Source organism: Aminobacter ciceronei, from assembly GCF_014138625.1.
GTDB classification, from domain to species: Bacteria; Pseudomonadota; Alphaproteobacteria; order Rhizobiales; family Rhizobiaceae; genus Aminobacter; species Aminobacter ciceronei.
This window is the reverse complement of record NZ_JACJHY010000017.1, coordinates 108,537-129,847: the sequence shown is the minus strand read 5'-3', so window position 1 is coordinate 129,847 and position 21,311 is coordinate 108,537. Positions and strand designations below refer to the sequence as shown.

General features: G+C 63.1%; 19 protein-coding genes. 12 read left to right on the top strand and 7 right to left on the bottom strand.

The annotated features are described in order from the left end of the window. The first annotated feature begins 92 nt into the window (after positions 1–92). The 4 genes from modA (at position 93) to HNQ95_RS18130 (ending at position 3,156) form a co-directional block, all read left to right on the top strand. Complete coding sequence (gene modA, locus HNQ95_RS18145; protein ID WP_067965292.1) at positions 93–893, top strand: molybdate ABC transporter substrate-binding protein; 801 nt, start codon at positions 93–95, stop codon at positions 891–893. A gap of 100 nt (positions 894–993) precedes the next feature. Next, positions 994–1,689, top strand: a complete 696-nt coding sequence (modB, locus tag HNQ95_RS18140; RefSeq protein ID WP_067965290.1) for a molybdate ABC transporter permease subunit — start codon at positions 994–996, stop codon at positions 1,687–1,689. Further along, a complete protein-coding gene (gene modC, locus HNQ95_RS18135) occupies positions 1,689–2,801 on the top strand; it encodes a molybdenum ABC transporter ATP-binding protein (protein ID WP_371818593.1) in 1,113 nt (370 codons plus the stop codon). The genes modB and modC overlap by 1 nt, the downstream gene beginning before the upstream one ends. A gap of 13 nt (positions 2,802–2,814) precedes the next feature. Continuing rightward, entirely contained in the window at positions 2,815–3,156 is a 342-nt protein-coding gene (locus tag HNQ95_RS18130; RefSeq protein WP_067965287.1) for a winged helix-turn-helix domain-containing protein, read from the top strand. Here the strand turns inward: HNQ95_RS18130 and proC are convergent, their stop codons facing one another. From proC to HNQ95_RS18100, 6 genes are all read right to left on the bottom strand, one after another. After that, positions 3,157–3,972 carry a pyrroline-5-carboxylate reductase gene (gene proC, locus HNQ95_RS18125; RefSeq protein WP_067965285.1) on the bottom strand — a complete coding sequence of 272 codons (816 nt, stop codon included), beginning with the start codon at positions 3,970–3,972 and terminating at the stop codon, positions 3,157–3,159. Between the two features lie 65 nt (positions 3,973–4,037). After that, entirely contained in the window at positions 4,038–4,202 is a 165-nt protein-coding gene (locus HNQ95_RS18120; RefSeq protein WP_154385306.1) for a hypothetical protein, read from the bottom strand. 142 nt (positions 4,203–4,344) lie between these two features. Next, positions 4,345–5,193: a hypothetical protein gene (locus tag HNQ95_RS18115; RefSeq protein ID WP_210289166.1), complete on the bottom strand. Its 849-nt coding sequence runs from the start codon at positions 5,191–5,193 to the stop codon at positions 4,345–4,347. A gap of 58 nt (positions 5,194–5,251) precedes the next feature. Then, positions 5,252–5,683, bottom strand: a complete 432-nt coding sequence (locus tag HNQ95_RS18110) for a hypothetical protein (RefSeq protein ID WP_182574815.1) — start codon at positions 5,681–5,683, stop codon at positions 5,252–5,254. Between the two features lie 790 nt (positions 5,684–6,473). Further along, on the bottom strand, positions 6,474–7,787 hold the full coding sequence (locus tag HNQ95_RS18105) for an O-antigen ligase family protein (RefSeq protein ID WP_154385309.1): 1,314 nt from the start codon (positions 7,785–7,787) through the stop codon (positions 6,474–6,476). Further along, the gene (locus tag HNQ95_RS18100; RefSeq protein ID WP_154385310.1) at positions 7,756–8,754 is read right to left on the bottom strand and encodes a glycosyltransferase family 2 protein; all 999 of its coding nucleotides are present in this window, start codon (positions 8,752–8,754) and stop codon (positions 7,756–7,758) included. Before HNQ95_RS18100 ends, HNQ95_RS18105 begins: the two co-directional genes overlap by 32 nt. Before the next feature lie 167 nt (positions 8,755–8,921). Between HNQ95_RS18100 and HNQ95_RS18095 the strand changes: the two genes are divergently transcribed. Genes HNQ95_RS18095 through HNQ95_RS18085 form a run of 3 tightly spaced genes read left to right on the top strand, consistent with a single transcriptional unit; the run spans position 8,922 to position 11,751 of the window. Continuing rightward, positions 8,922–10,097 carry a glycosyltransferase gene (locus tag HNQ95_RS18095; protein ID WP_182574813.1) on the top strand — a complete coding sequence of 392 codons (1,176 nt, stop codon included), beginning with the start codon at positions 8,922–8,924 and terminating at the stop codon, positions 10,095–10,097. 2 nt (positions 10,098–10,099) lie between these two features. Then, positions 10,100–10,864, top strand: coding sequence for a WecB/TagA/CpsF family glycosyltransferase (locus HNQ95_RS18090; protein WP_182574847.1), 765 nt, complete (start codon positions 10,100–10,102; stop codon positions 10,862–10,864). An 11-nt stretch (positions 10,865–10,875) separates the two neighbouring features. Next, positions 10,876–11,751, top strand: a complete 876-nt coding sequence (locus HNQ95_RS18085) for a DUF6492 family protein (RefSeq protein ID WP_067967059.1) — start codon at positions 10,876–10,878, stop codon at positions 11,749–11,751. Between the two features lie 3 nt (positions 11,752–11,754). Here the strand turns inward: HNQ95_RS18085 and HNQ95_RS18080 are convergent, their stop codons facing one another. Then, positions 11,755–13,050, bottom strand: a complete 1,296-nt coding sequence (locus HNQ95_RS18080) for a lipopolysaccharide biosynthesis protein (RefSeq protein ID WP_182574811.1) — start codon at positions 13,048–13,050, stop codon at positions 11,755–11,757. Between the two features lie 161 nt (positions 13,051–13,211). Here HNQ95_RS18080 and HNQ95_RS18075 point away from each other — a divergent pair, with 161 nt between their 5' ends. The 5 genes from HNQ95_RS18075 (at position 13,212) to HNQ95_RS18055 (ending at position 21,229) form a co-directional block, all read left to right on the top strand. Beyond that, a complete protein-coding gene (locus HNQ95_RS18075; protein ID WP_067965270.1) occupies positions 13,212–15,509 on the top strand; it encodes a GumC family protein in 2,298 nt (765 codons plus the stop codon). Positions 15,510–15,621: 112 nt separating this feature from the next. Then, positions 15,622–16,518, top strand: a complete 897-nt coding sequence (gene folD, locus HNQ95_RS18070; protein ID WP_182574810.1) for a bifunctional methylenetetrahydrofolate dehydrogenase/methenyltetrahydrofolate cyclohydrolase FolD — start codon at positions 15,622–15,624, stop codon at positions 16,516–16,518. 71 nt (positions 16,519–16,589) lie between these two features. Further along, positions 16,590–17,552, top strand: coding sequence for a GlxA family transcriptional regulator (locus HNQ95_RS18065; protein ID WP_067967057.1), 963 nt, complete (start codon positions 16,590–16,592; stop codon positions 17,550–17,552). Positions 17,553–17,625: 73 nt separating this feature from the next. Beyond that, positions 17,626–19,275 (top strand): vWA domain-containing protein, encoded by a 1,650-nt coding sequence (locus HNQ95_RS18060; RefSeq protein WP_154385316.1) that lies wholly within the window; start codon positions 17,626–17,628, stop codon positions 19,273–19,275. A 424-nt stretch (positions 19,276–19,699) separates the two neighbouring features. Next, a complete protein-coding gene (locus tag HNQ95_RS18055) occupies positions 19,700–21,229 on the top strand; it encodes an ABC-F family ATP-binding cassette domain-containing protein (RefSeq protein ID WP_182574808.1) in 1,530 nt (509 codons plus the stop codon). Positions 21,230–21,311 lie beyond the last annotated feature (82 nt).

The window sequence follows — 21,311 nt, the reverse complement described above, 5'->3', positions numbered from 1 at the left end:
GATGGGTAGTTGCCTGCCAAGTGTTGTATCCGTATGAATATAACGAATCCGTGGCCCGCGACGGGCTGGGCTAGATGGTGGAGGGAATTCTGATGTTCGCGCGTAGGAGTTTTGGGGTGCGGCTTGCCGCCATGGCGGGTGGTCTCGCCGCCGTACTGGCGCTTGGCCTGCCGGCGGCGCGCGCCGATGGCGACGTCGTGGTGTTTGCGGCCGCCAGCCTCAAGAACGCGCTCGACGCCGTCGACACGGCCTGGAAGGCCGAGGGCGGCAAGACTGCCACCGCGTCTTATGCCGCGAGCTCGGCGCTGGCCAAGCAGATCGAAGAGGGTGCGCCGGCCGACGTGTTCATCTCGGCCGACCTCGACTGGATGAAGTATCTCTCAGACAAGAAGCTCATCAAGGACGGCTCCGAGGTGAAGCTGCTCGGCAACCGCATCGTGCTGGTGGCGCCGAAGGATTCGGTTGCCAAGGCTGACATCGCGGCGAATTTCGACCTCGCCGGCCTGCTCGGCGAAGGCCGTCTCGCCATGGGCGACGTCAAGGCAGTTCCTGCCGGCAAGTATGGCAAGGCAGCGCTCGAGAAGCTCGGCGTCTGGGCCTCGGTCGAAGGCAAGATCGCCCAGGCCGAGAACGTGCGCGCCGCCCTCAAGCTGGTGTCGACTGGCGAAGCGCCGCTCGGCATCGTCTACCAGACCGACGCCACCGCCGAGCCGGGCGTCAAGATCGTCGGCCTTTTCCCGGAAGAGACGCATCCTCCCATCGTCTATCCGGTTGGCGTGACGGCGGGCTCGAAGAACGCAGACGCCGAGGCGTATGTGAAATATCTTCAGTCCGCCAAGGCCAAGGAGCTGTTCGAGGCTCAGGGCTTCACCGTGCTGGCGCCGGTCCAATAGCGACTGGTTTACCCCTGTCGGTTAGGCTCTATCTTTGTGACTGATGTCCCATTCCGCATCGCGGGGTGGGACGGATTTTTTGAGGGGATGCGAGCGGGGAATGCTGGACCTCACTCCTGACGAATGGAACGCGGTCCACCTGTCGATCAAGGTCGGGCTGTGTGCGATGGCTGCCAGCCTGCCATTCGGCATCGGCATCGCGCTGTTGCTGGCGCGCGGCAATTTCTGGGGCAAGTCGCTGCTCAACGGCGTCGTCCATCTGCCGCTGGTGCTGCCTCCCGTCGTCACCGGCTATCTGCTGCTGCTGAGCTTCGGGCGCCGGGGGCCGATCGGCTCCTTGCTCGACCAGTATTTCGGCATCGTCTTTTCGTTCCGCTGGACCGGTGCCGCACTTGCCTGCGCGATCATGGGCTTCCCCTTGATGGTGCGAGCCATCCGCCTGTCCATCGAAGCCGTCGACCGTCGTCTCGAATCGGCCGCCGGCACGCTGGGCGCCAGCCCGCTCTGGGTGTTTGCGACTGTGACGCTGCCGCTGATCCTGCCCGGGGTCGTTGCAGGCATGATCCTGTCCTTTGCCAAGGCGATGGGCGAGTTCGGCGCCACCATCACCTTCGTTTCCAACATCCCCGGCGAGACCCAGACGCTGCCCTCGGCGATCTACACCTTCACCCAGGTTCCCGGCGGCGATGCAGGGGCGATGCGGCTGACGCTGATCTCGATCGCCATTTCGATGATCGCGTTGGTCGTCTCCGAAATTTTCGCCCGCCGCATCGGCCAACGCGTGGATGCCGGCTGATGCTGTTCGTCGACATCCACCATCGCCTCGGCGCGTTCGACCTTGAGGCAAGCTTCCAAAGCGCCGGCCGCCTGACTGCTCTGTTCGGGCCGTCAGGGTCGGGCAAGACCTCGATCATCAACATCATCGCCGGGCTGATCCGCCCGGACAGCGGGCGCATCGTCATCGACGGAAAGACGCTGGTCGACACGGCACAGCGCAGCTTCGTGCCTGTCCACAGGCGCCAGGTCGGCTTCGTCTTCCAGGATGCGCGGCTGTTTCCGCATCTCAGCGTGCGTTCGAACCTGCTCTATGGCCGCTGGTTCACGCCACAGGCAGAGCGTTATGCCGAGTTCGGCCGGGTCGTCGAGATGCTCGGCATCGGCCACCTCCTGGCGCGTCGACCGGCGCTGCTGTCGGGCGGTGAAAAGCAGCGCGTCGCCATTGGCCGTGCGCTGTTGGCAAGCCCGAAGCTGCTGCTCATGGATGAGCCACTGGCTTCGCTCGACGACGCACGCAAGTCTGAAATCATGCCTTATCTGGAACGGCTGCGCGACGAGACGAAGATTCCGATCGTCTATGTCAGCCATTCCATTGCAGAGGTGGCGCGGCTTGCCACCGACATCGTCGTGATGACCAACGGCAAGCTGGCAGCCAGCGGCCCGACCGGCGAGATCATGCGAAGGCTCGACCTGTTGCCGCCGGAAGAGGTGGGCGAGGGCGGCGCCGTGCTCGACATGAAAGTGCTCGGCCACGACGAAGCCTTCGGCATGACAGTGCTCGGCACCCGTGCCGGCGAAATGCGCGTGCCGCGCATCGACAGGCCGCTTGGTGCCGCCGTGCGTGTCCGCATCCGCGCCCGCGACGTGATGATCGGAACCGAACGGCCGAAAGGTCTCAGCGCGCTCAACATTCTTCCTGGTCGCATTGCCGAAATCAGCCAGGTCGACGGTTCCCAGGTCGACCTCAAGCTCGACTGCCATGGCGACATCCTGGTGTCGCGCATCACCCGCCAGTCCTTCCAGACGCTGCACCTTGCCATCGGGCGCGAGGTGTTCGCCGTCATCAAGACCGTTGCTTTCGACCGCGCCAATCTTTCTCCGGGGGCGCCGCTTGTGCTAACCAGCGACTGACTGGAGCGAGCCGATGCCATCTCTGACCTTGCGACTTTATCTCGACCCGACGGGACGTCTCGGTCCGGGCAAGGTCGAACTGCTCGAGCAGATCGCCGCCACCGGTTCGATCTCGGCTGCGGCCCGCGCGATGGAAATGTCCTACAAGCGCGCCTGGGACCTGGTCGAAGAGATGAAGGATATGTTCGGCAAGCCGCTGGTGGCCGCCAAGACCGGCGGCAAGCATGGCGGCGGCGCAGAGCTTACGCCTGTCGGCGAAGACGTCGTGCGCCGGTTCCGCGACATGGAGCGCGCGGTCCACGCGGCGGCAGCGCCCTATGTCGAGGCGCTGCAGGCCGAAGCTGACGCGAAGTAGCTATTTGCCGAGTTCGATCGAGCGCAGCCGGGCCGCTTCGACAGCTTCGGTGAGCAGGGTCTTGAGGCGATCGTCACCCATCAGCACGCCCAGCGCCGCCGCCGTCGTGCCGTTCGGGCTGGTCACCTGGCGGCGCAGCACGGCCGGATCCTCGCGGCTTTCGGCGGCTAGGCTCGCCGCGCCATAGACGGTCTGCATGGCCAGAAGCGCTGCCGTCTTCGGTGGCAGACCGGCATTTTCAGCCGCTGCCGTCAGGCACTCGATGAAATGGAAGATATAGGCCGGGCCCGAACCTGAGACGGCGGTGACCGCATCCATCAGGCCCTCGTCGGCGATGGTGGCGACTTCGCCGCTGGCCGACAGAAGGTCGCCGACAACTTCCTTGGCCGCTTCCGAGACGTGCTCGTTGGAATAGACAACCATCATGCCCTTGCCGATGGCTGCTGGCGTATTTGGCATGCAGCGCGCGATCGGCGTATGGCTGCCGAGGATGTCGGCGAAGGTGGCCACCGGCGTGCCCGCGGCGACCGAGACGAAGGTCGCCTTGCCGTTGCCGAAGCGGCGATAGCCGGCAGTGACTTCGCGGATGACCTGCGGCTTGACGGCGATGACGACGATCCCAGGATCCGCATCGGCGGGAACGCCACCGACTTCCGAGGCGACACGGCTGCCGAGATCGGCGGCACGGGCGCGCAGCTCCGCATTGGGCTCGACAACGAATGTTTCCTCGGGCGCGAGCTTGCCCGAGTTGAGCCAGCCCGTGAGCATGGCGTAGCCCATGTTGCCGCAGCCGGCGAGGATCAGTCTGATGGTCATGCAAAGCCTCCGAACAGAACTGACATAGACCGTCTTGGAGCCATGCGGAAGGGTGCAACGCCACTTCAGCGTGTGTGGTCCAGCACCCTGGTGAAGGCATTGGTGAAGGTGATGCCGCCATGCAGGCCGGCTTCGGCGGGGGCCACGTCCATGAAGGCGTCGGTGACGCGCACAAGCGCGCAGGAGTCACCTACGACATGGTGAAGCCCGGACAGGACCTTTTGATCCAAGCGGGCAAGGTATCGGCCACTCAGCAAGCTCCAGTCGGGACATTTCCCGCGCAGTAGGTTTGCGACGACATCAGCCACGGGTGCTCTGAGCTGAAAAGAAAGCTTAGCGGCGTCGATCAATCAGCGAGATCGAAGCCCTTCGTCATTTCTTCTTTTTTGGCTTCTTCAGTGTGCAATTCAAGTCGATGTAACCGCCCCTGTCCATTTTGGAACACTGCGTATGTGGGCAATCAAGGTAGCCGTCCAACCTCAGAGTTACGTAGGTCTCAGACAGATTTGGCAGCGTCACAGTTCGATTGGTGTTTCCTTCATGCCCATGTTGGGTGAAGATGGTAGCGCCGACAGGTGTGGAGGTGATTTTCCAGTCTCTCACCTCATAGGCAGGCGGTGGCCAAGAAGCCCGTAATGCTGTGCTGTAAGACCCAGACCAGGTTGTGGCGGTGTCACCGATTGTCTGCGACAAATGCAATATCCCTGACTGCTTGCTCATGTCGTTGACGTCTGGGATGGCCTCGATCCAGTTTGCACTGGTCGAGTTGAGGCCAAACTTCGCAAGGGTCTCGGAGAAACCAGCGTAAGGCATAGCCGGAAGTGTGATCTCAAACTCCCCAGTTTCGGCGCGCCGGAGAGGAACATCCTCTTTCACGTTGGGATGTATGAGGACGTTTGTCCAAACTTGATCGGGACTTCCGTCCTTTGATGCGTAAGTAGTCATGACAACGCTTACCAGCTTCTTCTCGATTTGCTCGGGGCCAATTTTGAAGCTGTACAGCGGCTGTCGGGCTTGAGGTAAGCCAACCTCTATAACGGATTCAGATTCGCTCGGGACAGATGTCAAGCCTTCAATGGCGGCAGCCAATGTTCCGTTCACGAATACAAGCGGAGGAAGTTTGTCCACCTGGACATTGGGATCGATCTCTACGCGTAAGGTGTCAAAAGCTTCTTGGGCATGGATCAGGCGCGGATTTGCCAAAAGCATCAATAAAGCCACGATTATCCATGTGCGAGGTCGTCCTCGAGCGGGAGCACTGCTCATTGATGCACCTCTTTCAACTGAATTTGACACTAACGATTAGCAATATGGCGACAACCAGAGTGCCGAGAAGGTTGCGCGCTTGGGATGCGATGACGTCATGGACTCGTGAAATCAGGAAATAGCCATCCGACAGCTGGATAGCGATCATGCCGTAAGCGTCATATGCATATTGCAGGCTTCGAACGATGAAGAAAACGGCAATAGAAGAAAGGACAAGATTGGTGGCCTTTCGTAGTGGCTTGCTTCCCAATCCATCTTTGATAAGAAAAGTGATAACTGCCGAAAGTGCGAATGTAAGACTTACAAGGTACGATACGGTCTCTCTCGTAACCTCAGCAGAGGCGATTCTGACCTGCAGGTCACTTTCAGCAATCTTATCTCCACGAACATCAGGAAGAGCTGATGTCGGATCGTGGTTCAACACAGAATATAGCGTGTAGGTCACGACAATAATCGCGATTGCTATTGCAAACGAGAATATACGGTCCGAAGTCTGAGGCCTCACCTGTTGCGCTCATAGCTAAGTTCCCTGCACTTGTTCAGGAAACATACCATGTAACAAGGTTTCACGGTAGCATCAGGCTAGCGTGGTAAAGTCGGCTCAACACCACGGGGACAGCCCCATCGGTCGCACTTCGCACCAACGGTCTGTAATGCGTGCGCTGAACAGTCCTTTTTCAGTTCGTTCACGCTACGGTCCGGCATGGCAAACGCCAGGGTAACGCTGTCGGATGCGCTGAAATCAAATAACAGCTATAGTGGAAGAGCGTATCCGAATGCTGACAAGAGGGGTAAACATGAAGTTTTTTATCATGGTTTTGCTTCATCTTCAGTTGACTGTTGGACTGGTTCAACTCAGTCGCGTGGAAGCGTTCGCGGCCGACGGCGCTTTTCAGCTGGCTCAGAGCAACGAGCAGAGACGGCAAGCGGAAGAGGCAAGAAGGCGGGAGTGCGAGCGCAACAAGGCTGACACGCTGGCTCGTTGCTTAAGCAATGCAAGTTCAGGATTCTCTGCCTGCGAAAGTGGTTGTAGTTCGAGTACCGACCAATTTGGCTGTCGTGACCGATGCAGGTCTACAGAGAGTTCAAACAGGAGTAACTGTCATAGCGCTTTGAGCAGCATGACCTGCTATTAGGCTGGCAACAGGCTGCGTAGTGTCATTGCAGGCGCGATTAATCCAACATCATACCATCTCCGAATGGCGTGGCCGCCGGAGCGGAGCAAGCGCGTTCCGTCAGCCGGTGTTCTTGTGGATGACCATGCGCGAGACCATGCGCAGCCCCAGGACACCGAAGACGAAGAACATCCAGACCGGGTCGATGCGGCGGAAGAAGAAGCTTTCGAGGAAGGCATTGAGCGCGGTGAACAGCACCACCATCATGAAGAAGTCGCCGAGGAAGACGTTCTCCTTGTAGAGCGGGATGCGCATGTAGTCGCGCAGCGGCGCGATCAGGAAGACATAGACGGCGGCGGCAAGCGCGGGCAGGCCCATGGTCACTGCGATGTCGATATAGCCGTTGTGGCCGTGCACGATGAAGCGGATGTCCCAGCCCTGGTCGTAGGCATGGCCGATTCCGGTCACCAGCGGCGTGCGCCAGAAGCTCTCATAGCCGTATCCAAACCACGGCTTCTTGGCGATCATCTCGCCAGCGAAGGCCCAGACAGTCGTGCGCCCGGTGTAGGTGAGTTCGGGAAAATGGTGCGCGGCAAGCTGCTGCAGCGGTTCGATGAAGACGATGCCGAGCGTGGCGAATGCCGTGCCGACGACGGCCAGCGCAAACAGCAGCGGCGTGCCGAGCCGCATGCCGATCATTCCGGGCAGAAGCACGAGCATGATCGACAGCGGCACCAGCCCGGCCGTCGTCTTCGATCCGGTGTGCACCATGAAGAACATCGACATGGCCAAAAGGATGTAACCCGACCAGCGCCAATGCCTTCGGATCAGGTAGATGCCGGCGAAGCTGAAGCAGGCCATGACGGGCGCTGCGATGTTCTTGTGGCTGAAGGCGCCGCGCCACAAGCCGGAATGCTCGGGCTCGAAGCCGTCGGCGCCGTGGATCGCCACGCTGGGATACAGGATGACGCCGGCGTAGCTCAGCCCGACGATGAGAAAGCCGGCGACAATCAGCACGGTCGAGAAGGAATCGCCATCGCGCGGCAAGGCAAGCACGGTTGCCATGGCGGTGATGCCGATGAGGGTGAAACTTGCCGCCCGGAACGCTGCATTGGGGTCGGCGGCTTCACCGACCGATATCAGGAAGAAGCACAGCAGGACGATCCAGGGCAGCCCGACAATGGCGCGCAACCGGGCCGGATTGGCCATGGTCACCAACGCAAACATGGCGAAGGCGCCGAGCGATCCGAAGCCCAACTGGTTGACGATGTCGCCGCCTTCGATCGCACCGGCGCCCGCCGGCTGGAACGGCCTGAACGAAACGATGACGATGGTCAGCACCATCGTCGCGATCGCGGTGGCGACGCCCGATGCCGTGAACGCCGCCGTCAGCGGCGGCGCGTCAGTTCTTCTCGGGCTGACGATACTGCTCATTGGCATAACCAAATTCGGCCATCACACGGCCAAGCGCCACATGGATCGGGTACACGGCGACCGATGGCGATCCGGTCTCGATAAGGCGCTTCATTGCACGTAATGGCGAGGCGCCAAGCAGCGCCAGGCTTTTCAGGAAGACGCGTGTGTTGGCGAACGGCGTGCCGGCATATTTCTTCTTGGCGACGAGCGTCGAGATGACGCCGTTGCGCAGGCCGCGTGCCCGGATCCAGTCGGCCTCGGTGCGCCGTGCCGGAACCGTCTCGAACAGCTTTGCTTCCGCGCACCAGCCGAGCTTGAAACCCTTCTGTGACGAGCGGCTCAGGAAATCCGAGTCGCCGCCGCCCATGAAGTTGAAGCGCAGGTCGAGATGGGGTGGGCCCATGGCCAGAAGCACGTTGCGGCTGACCAGCAGGTTTCCCGAGGAGTAGAGCGCGCCGACCTCACCGGTGACGGAATAGGGCGGGGCAAACACCGGATGTGTCGCCCAGACCTGATGCCCGGGATCTGAAAAGACTGGCACCTGCGGCCCACCGACGATGTCGACGCCGAGGCGTTCGGCAGCCAGGCACATGGTTTCGAGCCACATCGGATCGGCCAGCTCGTCGTCATCGATGACCAGCAGCCGCGAGAAATTCGGAAAGCGCAGCAAGGCGGTGTGCCAGCCGGCATTGTAGGCGCTGCAATTGCCGCGTTCATGTGCGACGATGACCAGCCCGCGCATCGCCCCGCTTTCAAACAGCGGCAAGGCAGCGTGCATGCCTTCGTTGCCTTCGTCGTCATTCTCCATGACGATGACGGCGAACCGGCGCGTGGTCTTTTGCCTGGCCAGCGAATCGAGCGTTGCCAGAACTTGCTGTGGCCGACGAAAGGTTGGCAGCGTGACCACCACCTCGACGTCGTCCACTGCCAGTGCAGGCGAAGTGCCGGCAATGGTCACGGACTTGAGTGGAGGTATAGCATTCATGACAAGCTGCCGGTTATTGATGCCTCTTCGCTATCATGGGCGCCATAACGCTCAGTTAAACACGCCGGAAGCAAACTGCGGATTGCCGGGCAGGTTCCACAAGCGGCTGAAATTGCTTAATGAAGACTTCACCGCGCTTTGTTAGGGCATAGGCAGGAACTGTCGTGATGCATCTGCTGTTTGCCACATCCATCGTGCCTGACGGAGCACTCTCGTCGGGCTACGAGATCGCCAACCAGGCGATCATCGATGCGCTGCGCCGGGCCGGCGTGCGCGTGACCGTGCTTGGCTTCGGCTGGCCGGGCAAACCGCCGTCAGACCCCGAAAACACGATCCTGCTCGGCTCGCTCGACGTGCGCACCGATGTCGCCCCCTTGCAGCGCAAGCTGGGCTGGCTGGCGAATGCGGTTGCCTCCGGGCTGACTTTCGCTTCGGCCAAGCTGCGCATCGTCTCCGATGAGACGGTGCGGCAGGCGATCGCGGCGGCGGGACCGTTCGATGGCTACATCCTCAATTCGGTCCAGATGGCGGCGGCGTTCGAAAGCCTGTTTCAGGACCGGCCTTCGATCTTCGTCGCGCACAATGTCGAATTCCGCTCGGCCGCCGAGAACGCGCGTGCCGCCAACGGCGCGTTTCAACGCCTGCTGTTTCGCCGCGAGGCAAGATTGCTCGAAGTCATTGAAAGGCGTCTGTGTCGCAATGCGCGCTTCGTCTTCACACTCGCCGACGAGGATCGCGCCGAATTGGGCGTTGCCTCCGACACACGCTCGGTGGCGCTGCCGCTGGTCACTCGGTCACAGCTTCCGGCACACCAGGGCAAGCGCGACATCGACTGCGATGCAGCGCTCATCGGTACCTGGACCTGGGAGCCGAATCGCATCGGCCTGGACTGGTTCCTCGGCAAGGTCGTGCCGCACCTGCGCAACGATTTCCGCATCCGGATCGCCGGCAGTGTTCCCGCAGGGGTGTCCTCGCCACATCCCGGCGTCACATTTGTCGGCCGCGTGCCCGATGCCCAGGCCTTTGTGCGCAGCGCCGCCGTCATCCCGCTCATCAGCACCTCGGGCAGCGGCGTCCAGCTCAAGACGATCGAGACGTTCGAACTCGGCCTGCCGTCGGTGGCAACCGCGCATTCGCTGCGTGGCATCGCCTACAAGCCGGCCAATTGCACCATGACCGACGATCCCGTAGCCTTCGCCAGGGCGCTTGAACGAACCGTCGATCAGAAGGTCGCTGAAGTCGACGGTTCGGACTTCCATCGCCGGCAGATCGCCGCGCTCGACCTGGCAGTGGCAGGTGGCGTTGCCCGGCTTGGCGCGGGCGCACATGAGGTGGCGGCGTGAGCATGACGATTTCGGAAGCGGCCGCATCCTACCGCAGCATTCTTGGTATCCGGGTCGCCAGCTTGCGGCGCGACGAGGCGATCTCGCTGCTCACTGAGAAGATCAGGGACAGGAGCTTCACCAAGGTCAGCTTCCTCAATGCCCACAACGCCAACATCGCCTGTTCCGACAAGGATTTCGCCGCCGTCCTGAACGGCTTTCTCGTGCTGGCGGACGGCATCGGTGTCGACATCGCCGCGCGCTGGCTCTATGGCGCGCCGTTCCCTGACAATCTCAACGGCACGGATTTCGTCCCCGACCTCTTGAAGGCGAGCGACAAGCCGCTGACCGTGGCACTCCTGGGCGCCAAGCGTGCCAATGCCGAGCGGGCGGCGGCGCGGCTGGGCCAGATCGCCCCGCATCACAAGATCGTCGTCGTCCATGACGGCTTCTTCACGTCTCAGGAAGAGCCCGGGATCGTCGCCGCCATCGGCAGCCTTCGCCCCGACATCCTGCTTGTTGCCATGGGGGTGCCGCGCCAGGAAATGTGGATCGCGCAGTACATGCGCCCTGAACATTGCACATTGCCGATTGCCGTCGGCGCGCTGCTGGATTTCCTCAGTGGCTCGGTTCCGCGCGCGCCGGCCTGGGTGCGCCGGCTCCGCCTGGAGTGGCTGTTCCGCCTGCTCATCGAACCGGGCCGGCTGTGGCGGCGCTATGTCGTCGGCAACCCGCTGTTCCTGTTTCGCGTGCTGCGCCAGAAGATCCGTGGGGGAGGGCAGTCTTGAACGCCAAGGCCATGTCTCCAGCCCCGGACGCTGCACTGATCACGGCGAGCTACGCCGCTGATTTTGAACGCTGCCGCCTGCTGTGCGAGACCGTCGATCGCCATGTCACCGGCGCCTCGCATCACTATCTCCTGGTCGAGCACCGCGACCTCGCGCTGTTCCAGCAGCTCGAGGGCAAGCGCCGCACGGTCATCGACGAGCGGGAGCTCTTGCCGTCCTGGCTGCGCGACATTCCCGATCCGACGAGCCTGTTCAAGCGCCGCGTCTGGCTGAGTCGCAAGGCGCCGCCGCTGCGTGGCTGGCATGTGCAGCAGCTCAGGCGCATGGCGATCGCTGAACGCATCGAGCAGGAAACCCTCGTTTACGTCGATTCTGACGTGGCTTTCCTCAGGCCTTTCGATTGCGCCCGGTTCTGGCTGAGCGGCAAGCTCAGGCTGTTCCGGCGCGATGGCGTGCTGCTGAAACCCGGCCATGACAACCATCGCATCTGGTCGGCCAACGCTGCCGCTGTGCTCGGTATCGCCGCGCCCGAGATTTCGCCGCATGACTACATCTCGACGCTGATCGCCTGGCGCCGGTCGTCGGTGCGCGACATGCTAGCCCGCATCGAACAGGTCAGCGGACGGCATTGGGTCGAGGCGGTGAGCGCGCGACGCAAGTTCTCCGAATGCATGATCTATGGCCGCTTCGTCGACGAGGTCGCCGATGGCGCCGGACATTATGTCGGTGCGGAAGAGTTCTGCCGTGTCCACTGGACCGGCACGCCGCTGACCGATATGCAGTTCGAGGCCTTCGTCGCCGCCATGTCGCCGGAGCAGGTGGCGATCGGCATGCAGTCATTCATCGGCACCGATCTCGGGCGCATTCGCAGGCTTGTCGTTGCCTGAGGCCTAGATTGCCCTGGCTGGACGCCGCAGCGCCGTGTAGGTGACGGCGGCCGACGCCAGGTAAAGCAGCGCGAACATGCCGTTCAGCATCCACACCAGCGTTTCGGTGTCGGCGACGCGCATCAGCAACAGCGACAGCAACGCTGCCTTGAGGCCCGCCAGCATGGCGAGATTGGCGGCGCGGACCAGCGTCTGGCCGCGCGCGAACAGAAGCTCGGCGTGATACTCGACGAGATTGCGCAGGGCCGGCACGAACAGCGCCAGTCCGACCAGCGGGGCCGCCTCGGCGACGTTGCGGCCGAGGAAGTTGGGATAGAAGTACAGTACCACGGCGAGGAACAGCAGGGCCGAGGTCGAGACGATCAAAATGCCCGCCTCGATGCCAACCTTGACCTTCAGCCTGGCAAGCATTTCGGGTATGCGCATCATGCGCTGGACCAGCATCATCGAGAAGGTGCGGATCGGGATGGCGGTCAGGTCGACCAGCCGCATGACGATGGCATAGATGCCGGCGAGATGCGGGCCGCCCATGGCCAGCACCAGCAGCTTGTCGAACTCCATCTGTAGGTAGAACAGCACTTCGGCACCGGCGACATAGATCGAATCCGACAGCCGACGCCAGTAAAGGTCAGGCGTCAGCCTAAGCCGCTGGCGCGGATAGAAGAAGCCGAAGGCGAGCGCCAGGGAGACGAGGTTCGAGGCGATGTAGAACCCGGCCCAGGCGCCGACCGTATGGCTTGGCCAGAAGATGAACAGGGCAGCAGCGGCGGCCTTGATCGCGGCGGTCAGGATCGCCAGAACCGCCGCCCGGCCGAAGCGGCCGAGACCGTTGTTGACGATCATCGCCACTTCGACCGGTCGCCACAACAGCGCCTCGGCAAAGATGACGGCGGCAAAGATGGCGGCCGGCATGGATGTCGAAAAGAACAGGAACCAGGTCAGCGCCGAAGCGGCGACGAGCACCGGCAGCGACAGCGCGGCGAGCATCAGGAAGCCGGCGGTGTAGCTGCCGATCAGGCGGGGTCTTATCGTTGCCGTGCGGTAGAGCGCCGAGATGAAACCGAAGGCCAGCGTTCGCGACAGCATGACGCCAGCGGCGGAGGCGGTAGCAAACAAGCCGAAATCGGCGATCGACAGTGTGTTGGCGAGCGCGATGAAATAGATAAGCGAAAACACCAGCCGGCCCATCGAGCCGCTGATCGCCGAGAAGTAGTCGCGCAGGACCGCCTGCCGCTGCACGACGAAACTGCCGATCCGCTGGCGCAGCGTCGTGCGCGGTATGTCGTTCGCCTTGGTCATGATCCAGTTGGACGATAAAAGCCAAAGCTTAATGTGCCGTTCTGCGATGAAGCTCTATATACTGCCGCAAAGCAGGAATTAACGTTTTGTTACCCATGTCTGTTTAGCGTGGCTTAACGACCGGACAGGTGATCCGGAATAGATTTTTGGAAGTTGCCCGCATGGCCGAATCTGGAAACCGCGAGGACTGGAGGCGCAAGCGCTCGTTGCTTGCGCTGGACCGGGACGACGCCGATCCGAAGACGCGAGGCTCGTCGCTGCTGTCGATGTCAGCGGAAGACCACATTGGCCACGAAGATTTCCAGGATCCTGCGACCCGCCATCGCATGGCGCGTTTCCGGCGCGAGGCCGAACGTGCTGCCCGCGAGCAACTGGCCGAAAAGCCGGCCGCACCGGAACAGCCGGTTGTCGCACAGCCGATGGAAGCTGCGTCCGCATTCGCAAGCGACAAGCCTGCACCGACTCCGTCTTCGATGATCGGCACCTGGCGCGACAGGGCGATCGGCTCAGTCGCTCCGGAGCCGCTTGCTGCCATGCCTCAGCCCTCGGTCGAGCCATCTGCACAGCATGGCGATCACGACGACGTCCGCTGGCAACCGCTGATCGACCCGATGGCGGTCATCGGCGGCATCACCCGTTCGAAACTGCTGATCGCCTCGACGACGCTCGCCGGCGCGCTGCTGGGTGTCGCGCTCGCTCTGTCGACGCCCAAGAAATACCAAGCGTGGACCGAGATGATCGTCGATCCGCGCAACCTCAGGCTTTCCGACAAGGAGCTGACCGTCGGCGACTTGCCGTCGGACGCGACGCTGGCGGTGGTCGAAACCCAGGTGCGCCGGCTGACCTCCGGCTCCGTTCTGGTCAAGGTTGTCGACAAGCTCAATCTGGCCGAGGACCCGGAATTCAACGGCAAGGCTGGCGGCGGCTTCAGCATTCGCGGTTTTGTGAGTTCGCTGATCTCTTCCAACCAACAGACAGGCGACGACCCCGGGCGGCGGCACGCGCTGGCCGCCGAACACCTCTATGAAGCGTTGTCCATCCAGCGTGACACCAACACTTTCGTCATCTCGGTCGGGGCGAAGACGCAAGATCCCGAGAAGTCGGCGCTGATCGCCAACACGATGACGGATGTCTTCATCCAGACTTTCGGCGAGTTGCAGGCCGGAACGGCCGGACGCGCGACCGACGAGCTGACCCGCCGCCTCGACGACCTGCGCAAGTCGGTTGAGACAGCCGAGCGCAAGGTCGAGGCGTTCAAGGCCGAGAACGAACTCATCAATCCGCAAGGGCGCCTGATCACCGACGATGAGATCCAGCGCGTCAACGACCAGCTGACCGCGGCACGAGCCCGCACGCTCGAACTCAACGCGCGTGCCTCCTCGACCCGCGACCTCGGTGTCGATTCGGTGCTTGCAGGCGCGTTGCCCGAAGCGATCGGCTCGCCGGCAATTACCGAATTGCGCGCGCAATATGCGGCGCTGACCCAGGAAGCGGACCGGGCCGCCGTCAGGCTTGGCCCGCGCCATCCCGAGCGTTTGGCTGTCGATGCCCAGCTCAGCGGAGCACGCGAGCGTATCGCCAACGAACTGCGCCGGGTCGCCGGCTCCATCCAGGTCGACCTCAAGCGCGCCGTCCAGACGGAACAGGAGCTCGCGGCCCGCCTTGCCCAGCTCAAGGTGCGCCAGAGCGATGTCGGCGGCGAAATGGTCACGCTGCGCGAGCTCGATCGCGACGTTGCCGCCAAGCGCGCCGTCTACGAGGCAACGCTGCTGCGGGCACGCGAGACCGGCGAGCAGAGAGACATCAATTCGGGCAATGTGACAATCATATCACCGGCATCGCCGCCGCTGCAGTCGACCGGTCCGTCGCGGGCGATGATTGCGCTGGGCGGCATGCTGCTCGGCTTTGCCTCTGGCGTCGGCTTCGGTGCCATGCGCGGGGCGCTGCAGAGCCTGCGCAACACGGCGAGGCGACGCAGCCGGGCGAAGCCCGAAATGCGCGGCGAACCGGCAGCCGCGAACAACCAGCCGGACAACCGCGTCAAGGCGACCGCCGCACGGGTCGATACGACCCCGGTAATGCCGGCGGCGACCGGTCCTGTCGCCGCCGCCGATCCGATCGTCGACAACCGGCAGCCGCCGCAGTCGTGGCAGGCGCAGCCGATGCAGCAGCAGCCCGGGTACCAGGCGCCGCAGGGCGATCTTGACCCATCCTATGTGCCGCAACCGCGGCCTGGTTATTACGAACAGCCACAGCAGCAACCGGACTATGCCGCTGCTCGGCAGTACCGCCCGTCCTATCGGCAGCGGCCGCCGGAGCATTACTCCACGCCGCCGGCAGCGCCCCGAGCCGATGCGCCCGCGCCGCAGAGCCAGATCGACGAGATCAGCGAAAGCCTGCGCGAGGTTCGCAAGGAATTGAACCTTCTCAGGGAGCGGCGCTCACGCCGCTACTTCTGAAATTCTTCCATGCGGTTTCGAGTTTACGGCACCGGACGCCGCAATGGCGAGGTTGCGGGTCGAAAATTTGATGACAATGCCGCCCGAAGCATGCCGCAGACGGAGTAGAGACATGGCTGAGATCATTGACGGAAAGAGTGTCGCAGCCGAGGTCGTCGAAGGCGTCAAGAAGTCAGCGGCCACGCTTGCCGCGCATGGCGTGAAGCCGGGACTGGCGGTGGTCATCGTCGGCGAGGATCCGGCGAGCCAGGTCTATGTCGCCAACAAGTCGCGCACATCAAAGGAATGCGGCTTCCATTCGGTCCAGCACACGCTTGCCGCCGAGACCTCCGAAGCCGATCTCGTCGCCCTCGTCGAGAAGCTCAACGCCGACCCCGCGATCCACGGCATCCTCGTCCAGCTGCCGCTGCCCGGCCATATCGACGCCGGCAAGATCATCCAGACGATCGCGCCCGCCAAGGATGTCGACGGCTTCCACTTCATCAATGTCGGCAAGCTCGCCACAGGCGAGCTCGACACAGCACTGGTGCCCTGCACGCCATTCGGCTCGATGCTGCTGATCGAACGCAAGCACGGCAAGGATCTGTCCGGGCTCAATGCGGTGGTCGTCGGGCGTTCCAACATCGTCGGCAAGCCGATGGCCAACCTGCTGCTCGCCGCCAACGCCACCGTCACCATTGCCCACAGTCGCACCAAGGATTTACCGGCGCTGTGCCGCAGTGCCGATATTCTGGTGGCAGCCGTCGGCCGGCCCGAAATGGTCAAGGGCGACTGGGTCAAGCCGGGCGCCACCGTCATCGACGTCGGCATCAACCGCATTCCCGCACCCGACAAGGGTGAAGGCAAGTCCAGGCTGGTTGGCGACGTCGAGTTCGCCTCGGCCGAAAAGAGCGCGGGCGCCATCACGCCGGTTCCCGGGGGCGTCGGTCCGATGACCATCGCCATGCTGATGGCCAACACGCTGGTGTCGGCCTATCGCCACGCCGGCCTCGAACAACCGGGCTTCTGAATGATCGCGGCGTTGTGGAAACCGGCGCCGCTTCCTTGCTCAACCCGGCGCGTTCTGTAGATTTGGTCGCGATGTCAGAGCCCCACCCCGAAGGCCGCCAGTTCGCTTTCCTGCTGGTAGACAAGTTCTCGATGTTCTCGCTGGTTGCCGCTATCGACACCTGTCGGTCGGCCAACCGGCTGCTCGGCCGCGACGTCTATGGCTGGACCACGGTATCGGCCGATGGCGAGGCGGTGATCGCCTCCAACGGCCTGCCGCTCAAGGTCGACTATTCCGTCGCCGACGTGCCGGCGGTCGACATCATGTTCGTCTGCGTCGGCGTCGCCACCGAATTTCCTGGCAAGAGCAAGGTGCTCGGCGCGCTTCGTTCCTGGGGCCGGCGCGGCGCTGCCCTGGGCGCGCTGTCGGTCGGCTCCTATCTGTTGGCCGAAGCCGGCCAACTCGACGGCTACCGCTGCACCATCCATTGGGAAAACCGCGCCGGTTTCATGGAGAAGTTCCCTGATATCGAGTGCACCAACAACGTCTTCGAGATCGACCGCAAGCGCTACACCTGTGCCGGCGTCACCACCTCGATCGACCTGATGCTCGAGATCATCAAGCGCGATTTCGGCGCCAATCTCGCCAACGAGGTTGCCAACCAGTTTCAGCACGAGCGCATCCGTTCTGCCGGCGACCGCCAGCGCGTTGGCCCCGAACGTGACCTCACCGGCAAGTCGGACAAGCTCAAGCGCATCGTCGAACTGATGGCCGACCATCTCGATGAGCCCCTGTCGGCGGTGCAACTGGCAAAGACGGCCGGGCTGTCGGTTCGCCAGGTCGAGCGCCTGTTCCTGCGCCATCTCAATGTGACGCCTGGCCGTTATTACATGCGGCTCAGGCTCGAGCGCGCGCGTGAATTGCTGCGCCAGACCAACATGCCGATCCTCGACGTGGCGATCGCCACCGGCTTCACCTCGCATTCCTATTTCGCGCAAAGTTACCGGCTGCAGTTCGGCCGTCCGCCGAGCGAAGAACGCCGCACCACCTATTGATCAGCCTCAGGGTTGTCAGCCCAATGGCCGTTGTTTAGCTTCGCGTCATTCAACTGAATCGGCGAGGGGCAGCATGAAGGCGTTTACACGAGGCATCCTGGCGTCTGTCCTCATGCTGTCGGGAGTGGCAAGCGCCAACGCCGCCGACCGCGCCATCATCGTACTCGATGCCTCCGGCTCGATGTGGGGACAGATCGACGGCAAGCCGAAGCTGGAAATCGCCCGCGAGGCGCTGCGCTCGGTGCTTACCACCATTCCCGCCGACACCGAACTCGGGCTGATGGCCTATGGCCACCGCGAAAAGGGCAGCTGCACCGACATCGAACTGGTGGTGCCGCCGGCGTCAGGCTCGGCAAGCGCCATCACCGTTGCCGCCGACAGCATGAAATTCCTCGGCAAGACGCCATTGTCCGCTGCCGTCAAGCAGGCCGCCGAGGACCTCAAATACACCGAGGACAAGGCGACAGTGATCCTGATCACCGACGGGCTCGAGACCTGCAACGCCGACCCTTGCGCATTGGGCAAGGAACTGGAGCAGTCGGGTGTCGATTTCACCGCCCATGTCGTCGGCTTCGGCCTGACGGCGGAAGAGGGCAGGCAGGTCGCCTGCCTCGCCGAAAACACCGGCGGCAAATACATCCAGGCAACCGACGCCAAGGGTCTGGAAGATGCGTTGGTGCAGACGGTTGCCGCGCCGGCCCCGGCCCCGGAACCTGCGCCTGCGCCGGAACCGGCCAAGCCGGAGTTCAACTTCGCTCCCGAGCTGACGCTGGCCGAAGGCGGCGCGCCGCTGAAGGACGCCGGCAACGCCTGGGAAATCTACAAGGCCAATGCCGACGGCTCCAAGGGCGAGCGCCTGACCACCGAATACAACAACTACAAGGGATCGCTTGAAGCCGGCGACTACATCATCCGTGCAACGCTCGGCGAAGCGGCTGTCGAACAGCCGCTGAAGGTCGAGGCCGGCCAGGCCTACAAGCCGCTGTTCGTGCTCAATGCCGGCACGCTCGTCGTCAGGCCACGCCCCAGCGAAGGCGCCGACATCGTCGATGGGGCGGCCGTCGTGCTCGACTTCCCTGGTGGCGACCACCCGGCGACCTATTACGGCCAGACCAAGGTGGTGCTGCCTGCCGGCGAAACCAGGCTGAAGGTCACCATCGGCCAGGGCGAGGCCAATGAGACGATCCAGCTTGCTGCCGGCCAGACCGTCGAAAAGGACATCATCGTCGGCGTCGGCCATGTCGTGGTCAATGCGATCTATGCCGAGGGCGCCGACAAGGTCGACGCCGGCGGTCTCGACGTCAGGGTCTACAAGGCCAGGAAAAAGATCGACGGCACCCGCGACCAGGTCACCTATGGCTATGGTCCGGACAACAAGTTCGACCTGCCCGCCGGCGACTATGTCCTGGTCGCCCGCATGGACCAGTCCGAGGCCGAACAGCCCTTCAATGTCCGGGTCGGCGAGCAGGGCCAGGTGACCGCCGTGCTCGGCGCCGGCGTGCTGGCGATCGATGCTCCCGGCGCCAAGGAAATCCGCGTCTTTGCGGCCAAGAAGGACATCCAGGGCAATCGCCAGGGTTTCGGCTACGCCTACGACCAGAAGCACCAGACGACCTTGCCGGCAGGCGACTATGTTGTCGAGGTCGATCGCGGCGACGCCGGCAAGAAGGAGGCTTCGGCGACCGTCAGGGCCGGCGAGCGCAGCGAGCTGACGATCCAATAGGCCGGAGCGCAGCGAGCTGACGATCCAATAGGCCGGAGCGCAGCGAGCTGACGATCCAGTAGGCTTGCAAAGGAACGAGGTCGCGGCTATCTAGGGCGCGCAACTCGAACAACAAAGGAGGGCTGCGTGTACACGTTTTTTCGTCACCACCGTCAGCGCGGCCCTGTCCACGCCCTGCAGATGCGTTTGCAGGGCTGACCTCGGACGACGCGCCAACAGCATCGACCCCAACGATCAGTTACGATTTTTGGACAGTATGATGCGGCATTCGATGTTGCGTATCTCTCTCCCGGTCTGCCCTCAGTGGTGATGCGGCCTCGAGCCTTGGGCTCGTCCGCATCTGGACAATCACCGGACCCGGTTTCCCAAAAGCATCTCGTATGATCGGATGCGGGCGAAGGTCCGGCCAGACCAGAGAACTGATATGGCTTTGATCAATCTGAGGTCGCTCGGCGTCACGCTCGGTGCACCGCTCTTCTCCAATCTCAACCTGTCCGTCGAACCGGGTGACCGGCTTGGCATCGTCGCCGCCAATGGTCGCGGCAAGTCCACGCTGCTGCGCGCGATCACGGGCGCCTTCGAGCCGACATCAGGCGATATCACCCGTTCACGCGGCCTGCGGGTCGGCCATGTCGAGCAGGACGTGCCGGCAAGCCTGATCGACATGGCGTTCCATGACGCCGTCCTTGCAGCGCTTCCCGCCGATCAGGCTGAGAGCGAGAGCTGGCGCGTCGACATCGTTCTCGACGATCTCGACGTGCCCGAGGAGATGCGGCAGCGGCCCTTGTCGAAGCTGAGTGGCGGCTGGCAGCGGTTGGCCCTGCTTGCCCGCGTCTGGGTGACCGAGCCTGACATGCTGCTGCTCGACGAGCCGACCAACCATCTCGACCTCGCGCGCATCGCCCAGCTCGAAGGCTGGCTGAACGCCCTGCCGCGCGACGTGCCGGTGGTGATCTGCAGTCACGACCGCGCCTTCCTCGACGCCGTCACCAACCGGACGCTGTTCCTCAGGCCAGAGAACTCGCAGGTCTTTTCGCTGCCCTATACCAGGGCACGGGACGCTCTTGATGAGATCGATGCATCGGAGGCCCGCCGCTTCGAGAAGGACATGAAGACGGCGCAGCAATTGCGCCGCCAGGCCGCCAAGCTCAACAACATCGGCATCAATTCGGGCAGCGACCTCTTGGTGGTGAAGACCAAGCAGTTGAAGGAGCGGGCCGACCGGCTGGAGGATGCGGCGCGGCCGGCCCATCAGGAGCGTTCGGCTGGCGCCATCAGGCTCGCCAATCGTGGAACCCATGCCAAGGTGCTGGTCACCTTCGACGACGCGCCCGTCACCACGCCAGATGGAACGCTGCTGTTCCGTACCGGCAAACTGTGGCTTCGCCAGGGCGACCGCGTCGTCCTTTTGGGCCGCAACGGCACCGGCAAGACCCGGCTGGTCAACATGGTCAGGCAGGCCATCGGCGCACCGGAAAACGCCAGGGACGTGGTCAAGGCGACGCCCTCGCTGGTGCTGGGGTATGGCGACCAGGGCCTGTCCGATCTCAGGGACAAAGACGCACCGCTGTCGATGCTGACGCGTCGGTTCGAGCTCGGCGAGCAGCGTGCCCGGACCTTGCTGGCCGGCGCCGGCCTGACCGTCGAGATGCAGGGCAATCCGATCGGCCGCCTGTCCGGCGGCCAGAAGGCGCGGCTGGGCATGCTGGTGCTCAGGCTGACAAACCCGAACTTCTACCTGCTCGACGAGCCGACCAACCATCTCGACATCGATGGGCAGGAGGCGCTGGAGGATGAACTGCTGAAGCACGAGGCGAGCTGCCTGCTCGTCTCGCACGACCGCAGCTTCGTCCGCGCCGTCGGCAACCGCTTCTGGCTAATCGAGAAGAAACGGCTGGTCGAAGTGGAGAGCCCGGAAGGCTTCTTTGCAGATGTGGCGAAAAACGGCGCCTAGCCGCCGTCGCGCGAAATGACCTGCCGGAGCCTTGGTTTCGGCAGGCCGTTTCGGCGTGCTATCGTCGCATGACGAGCATTTC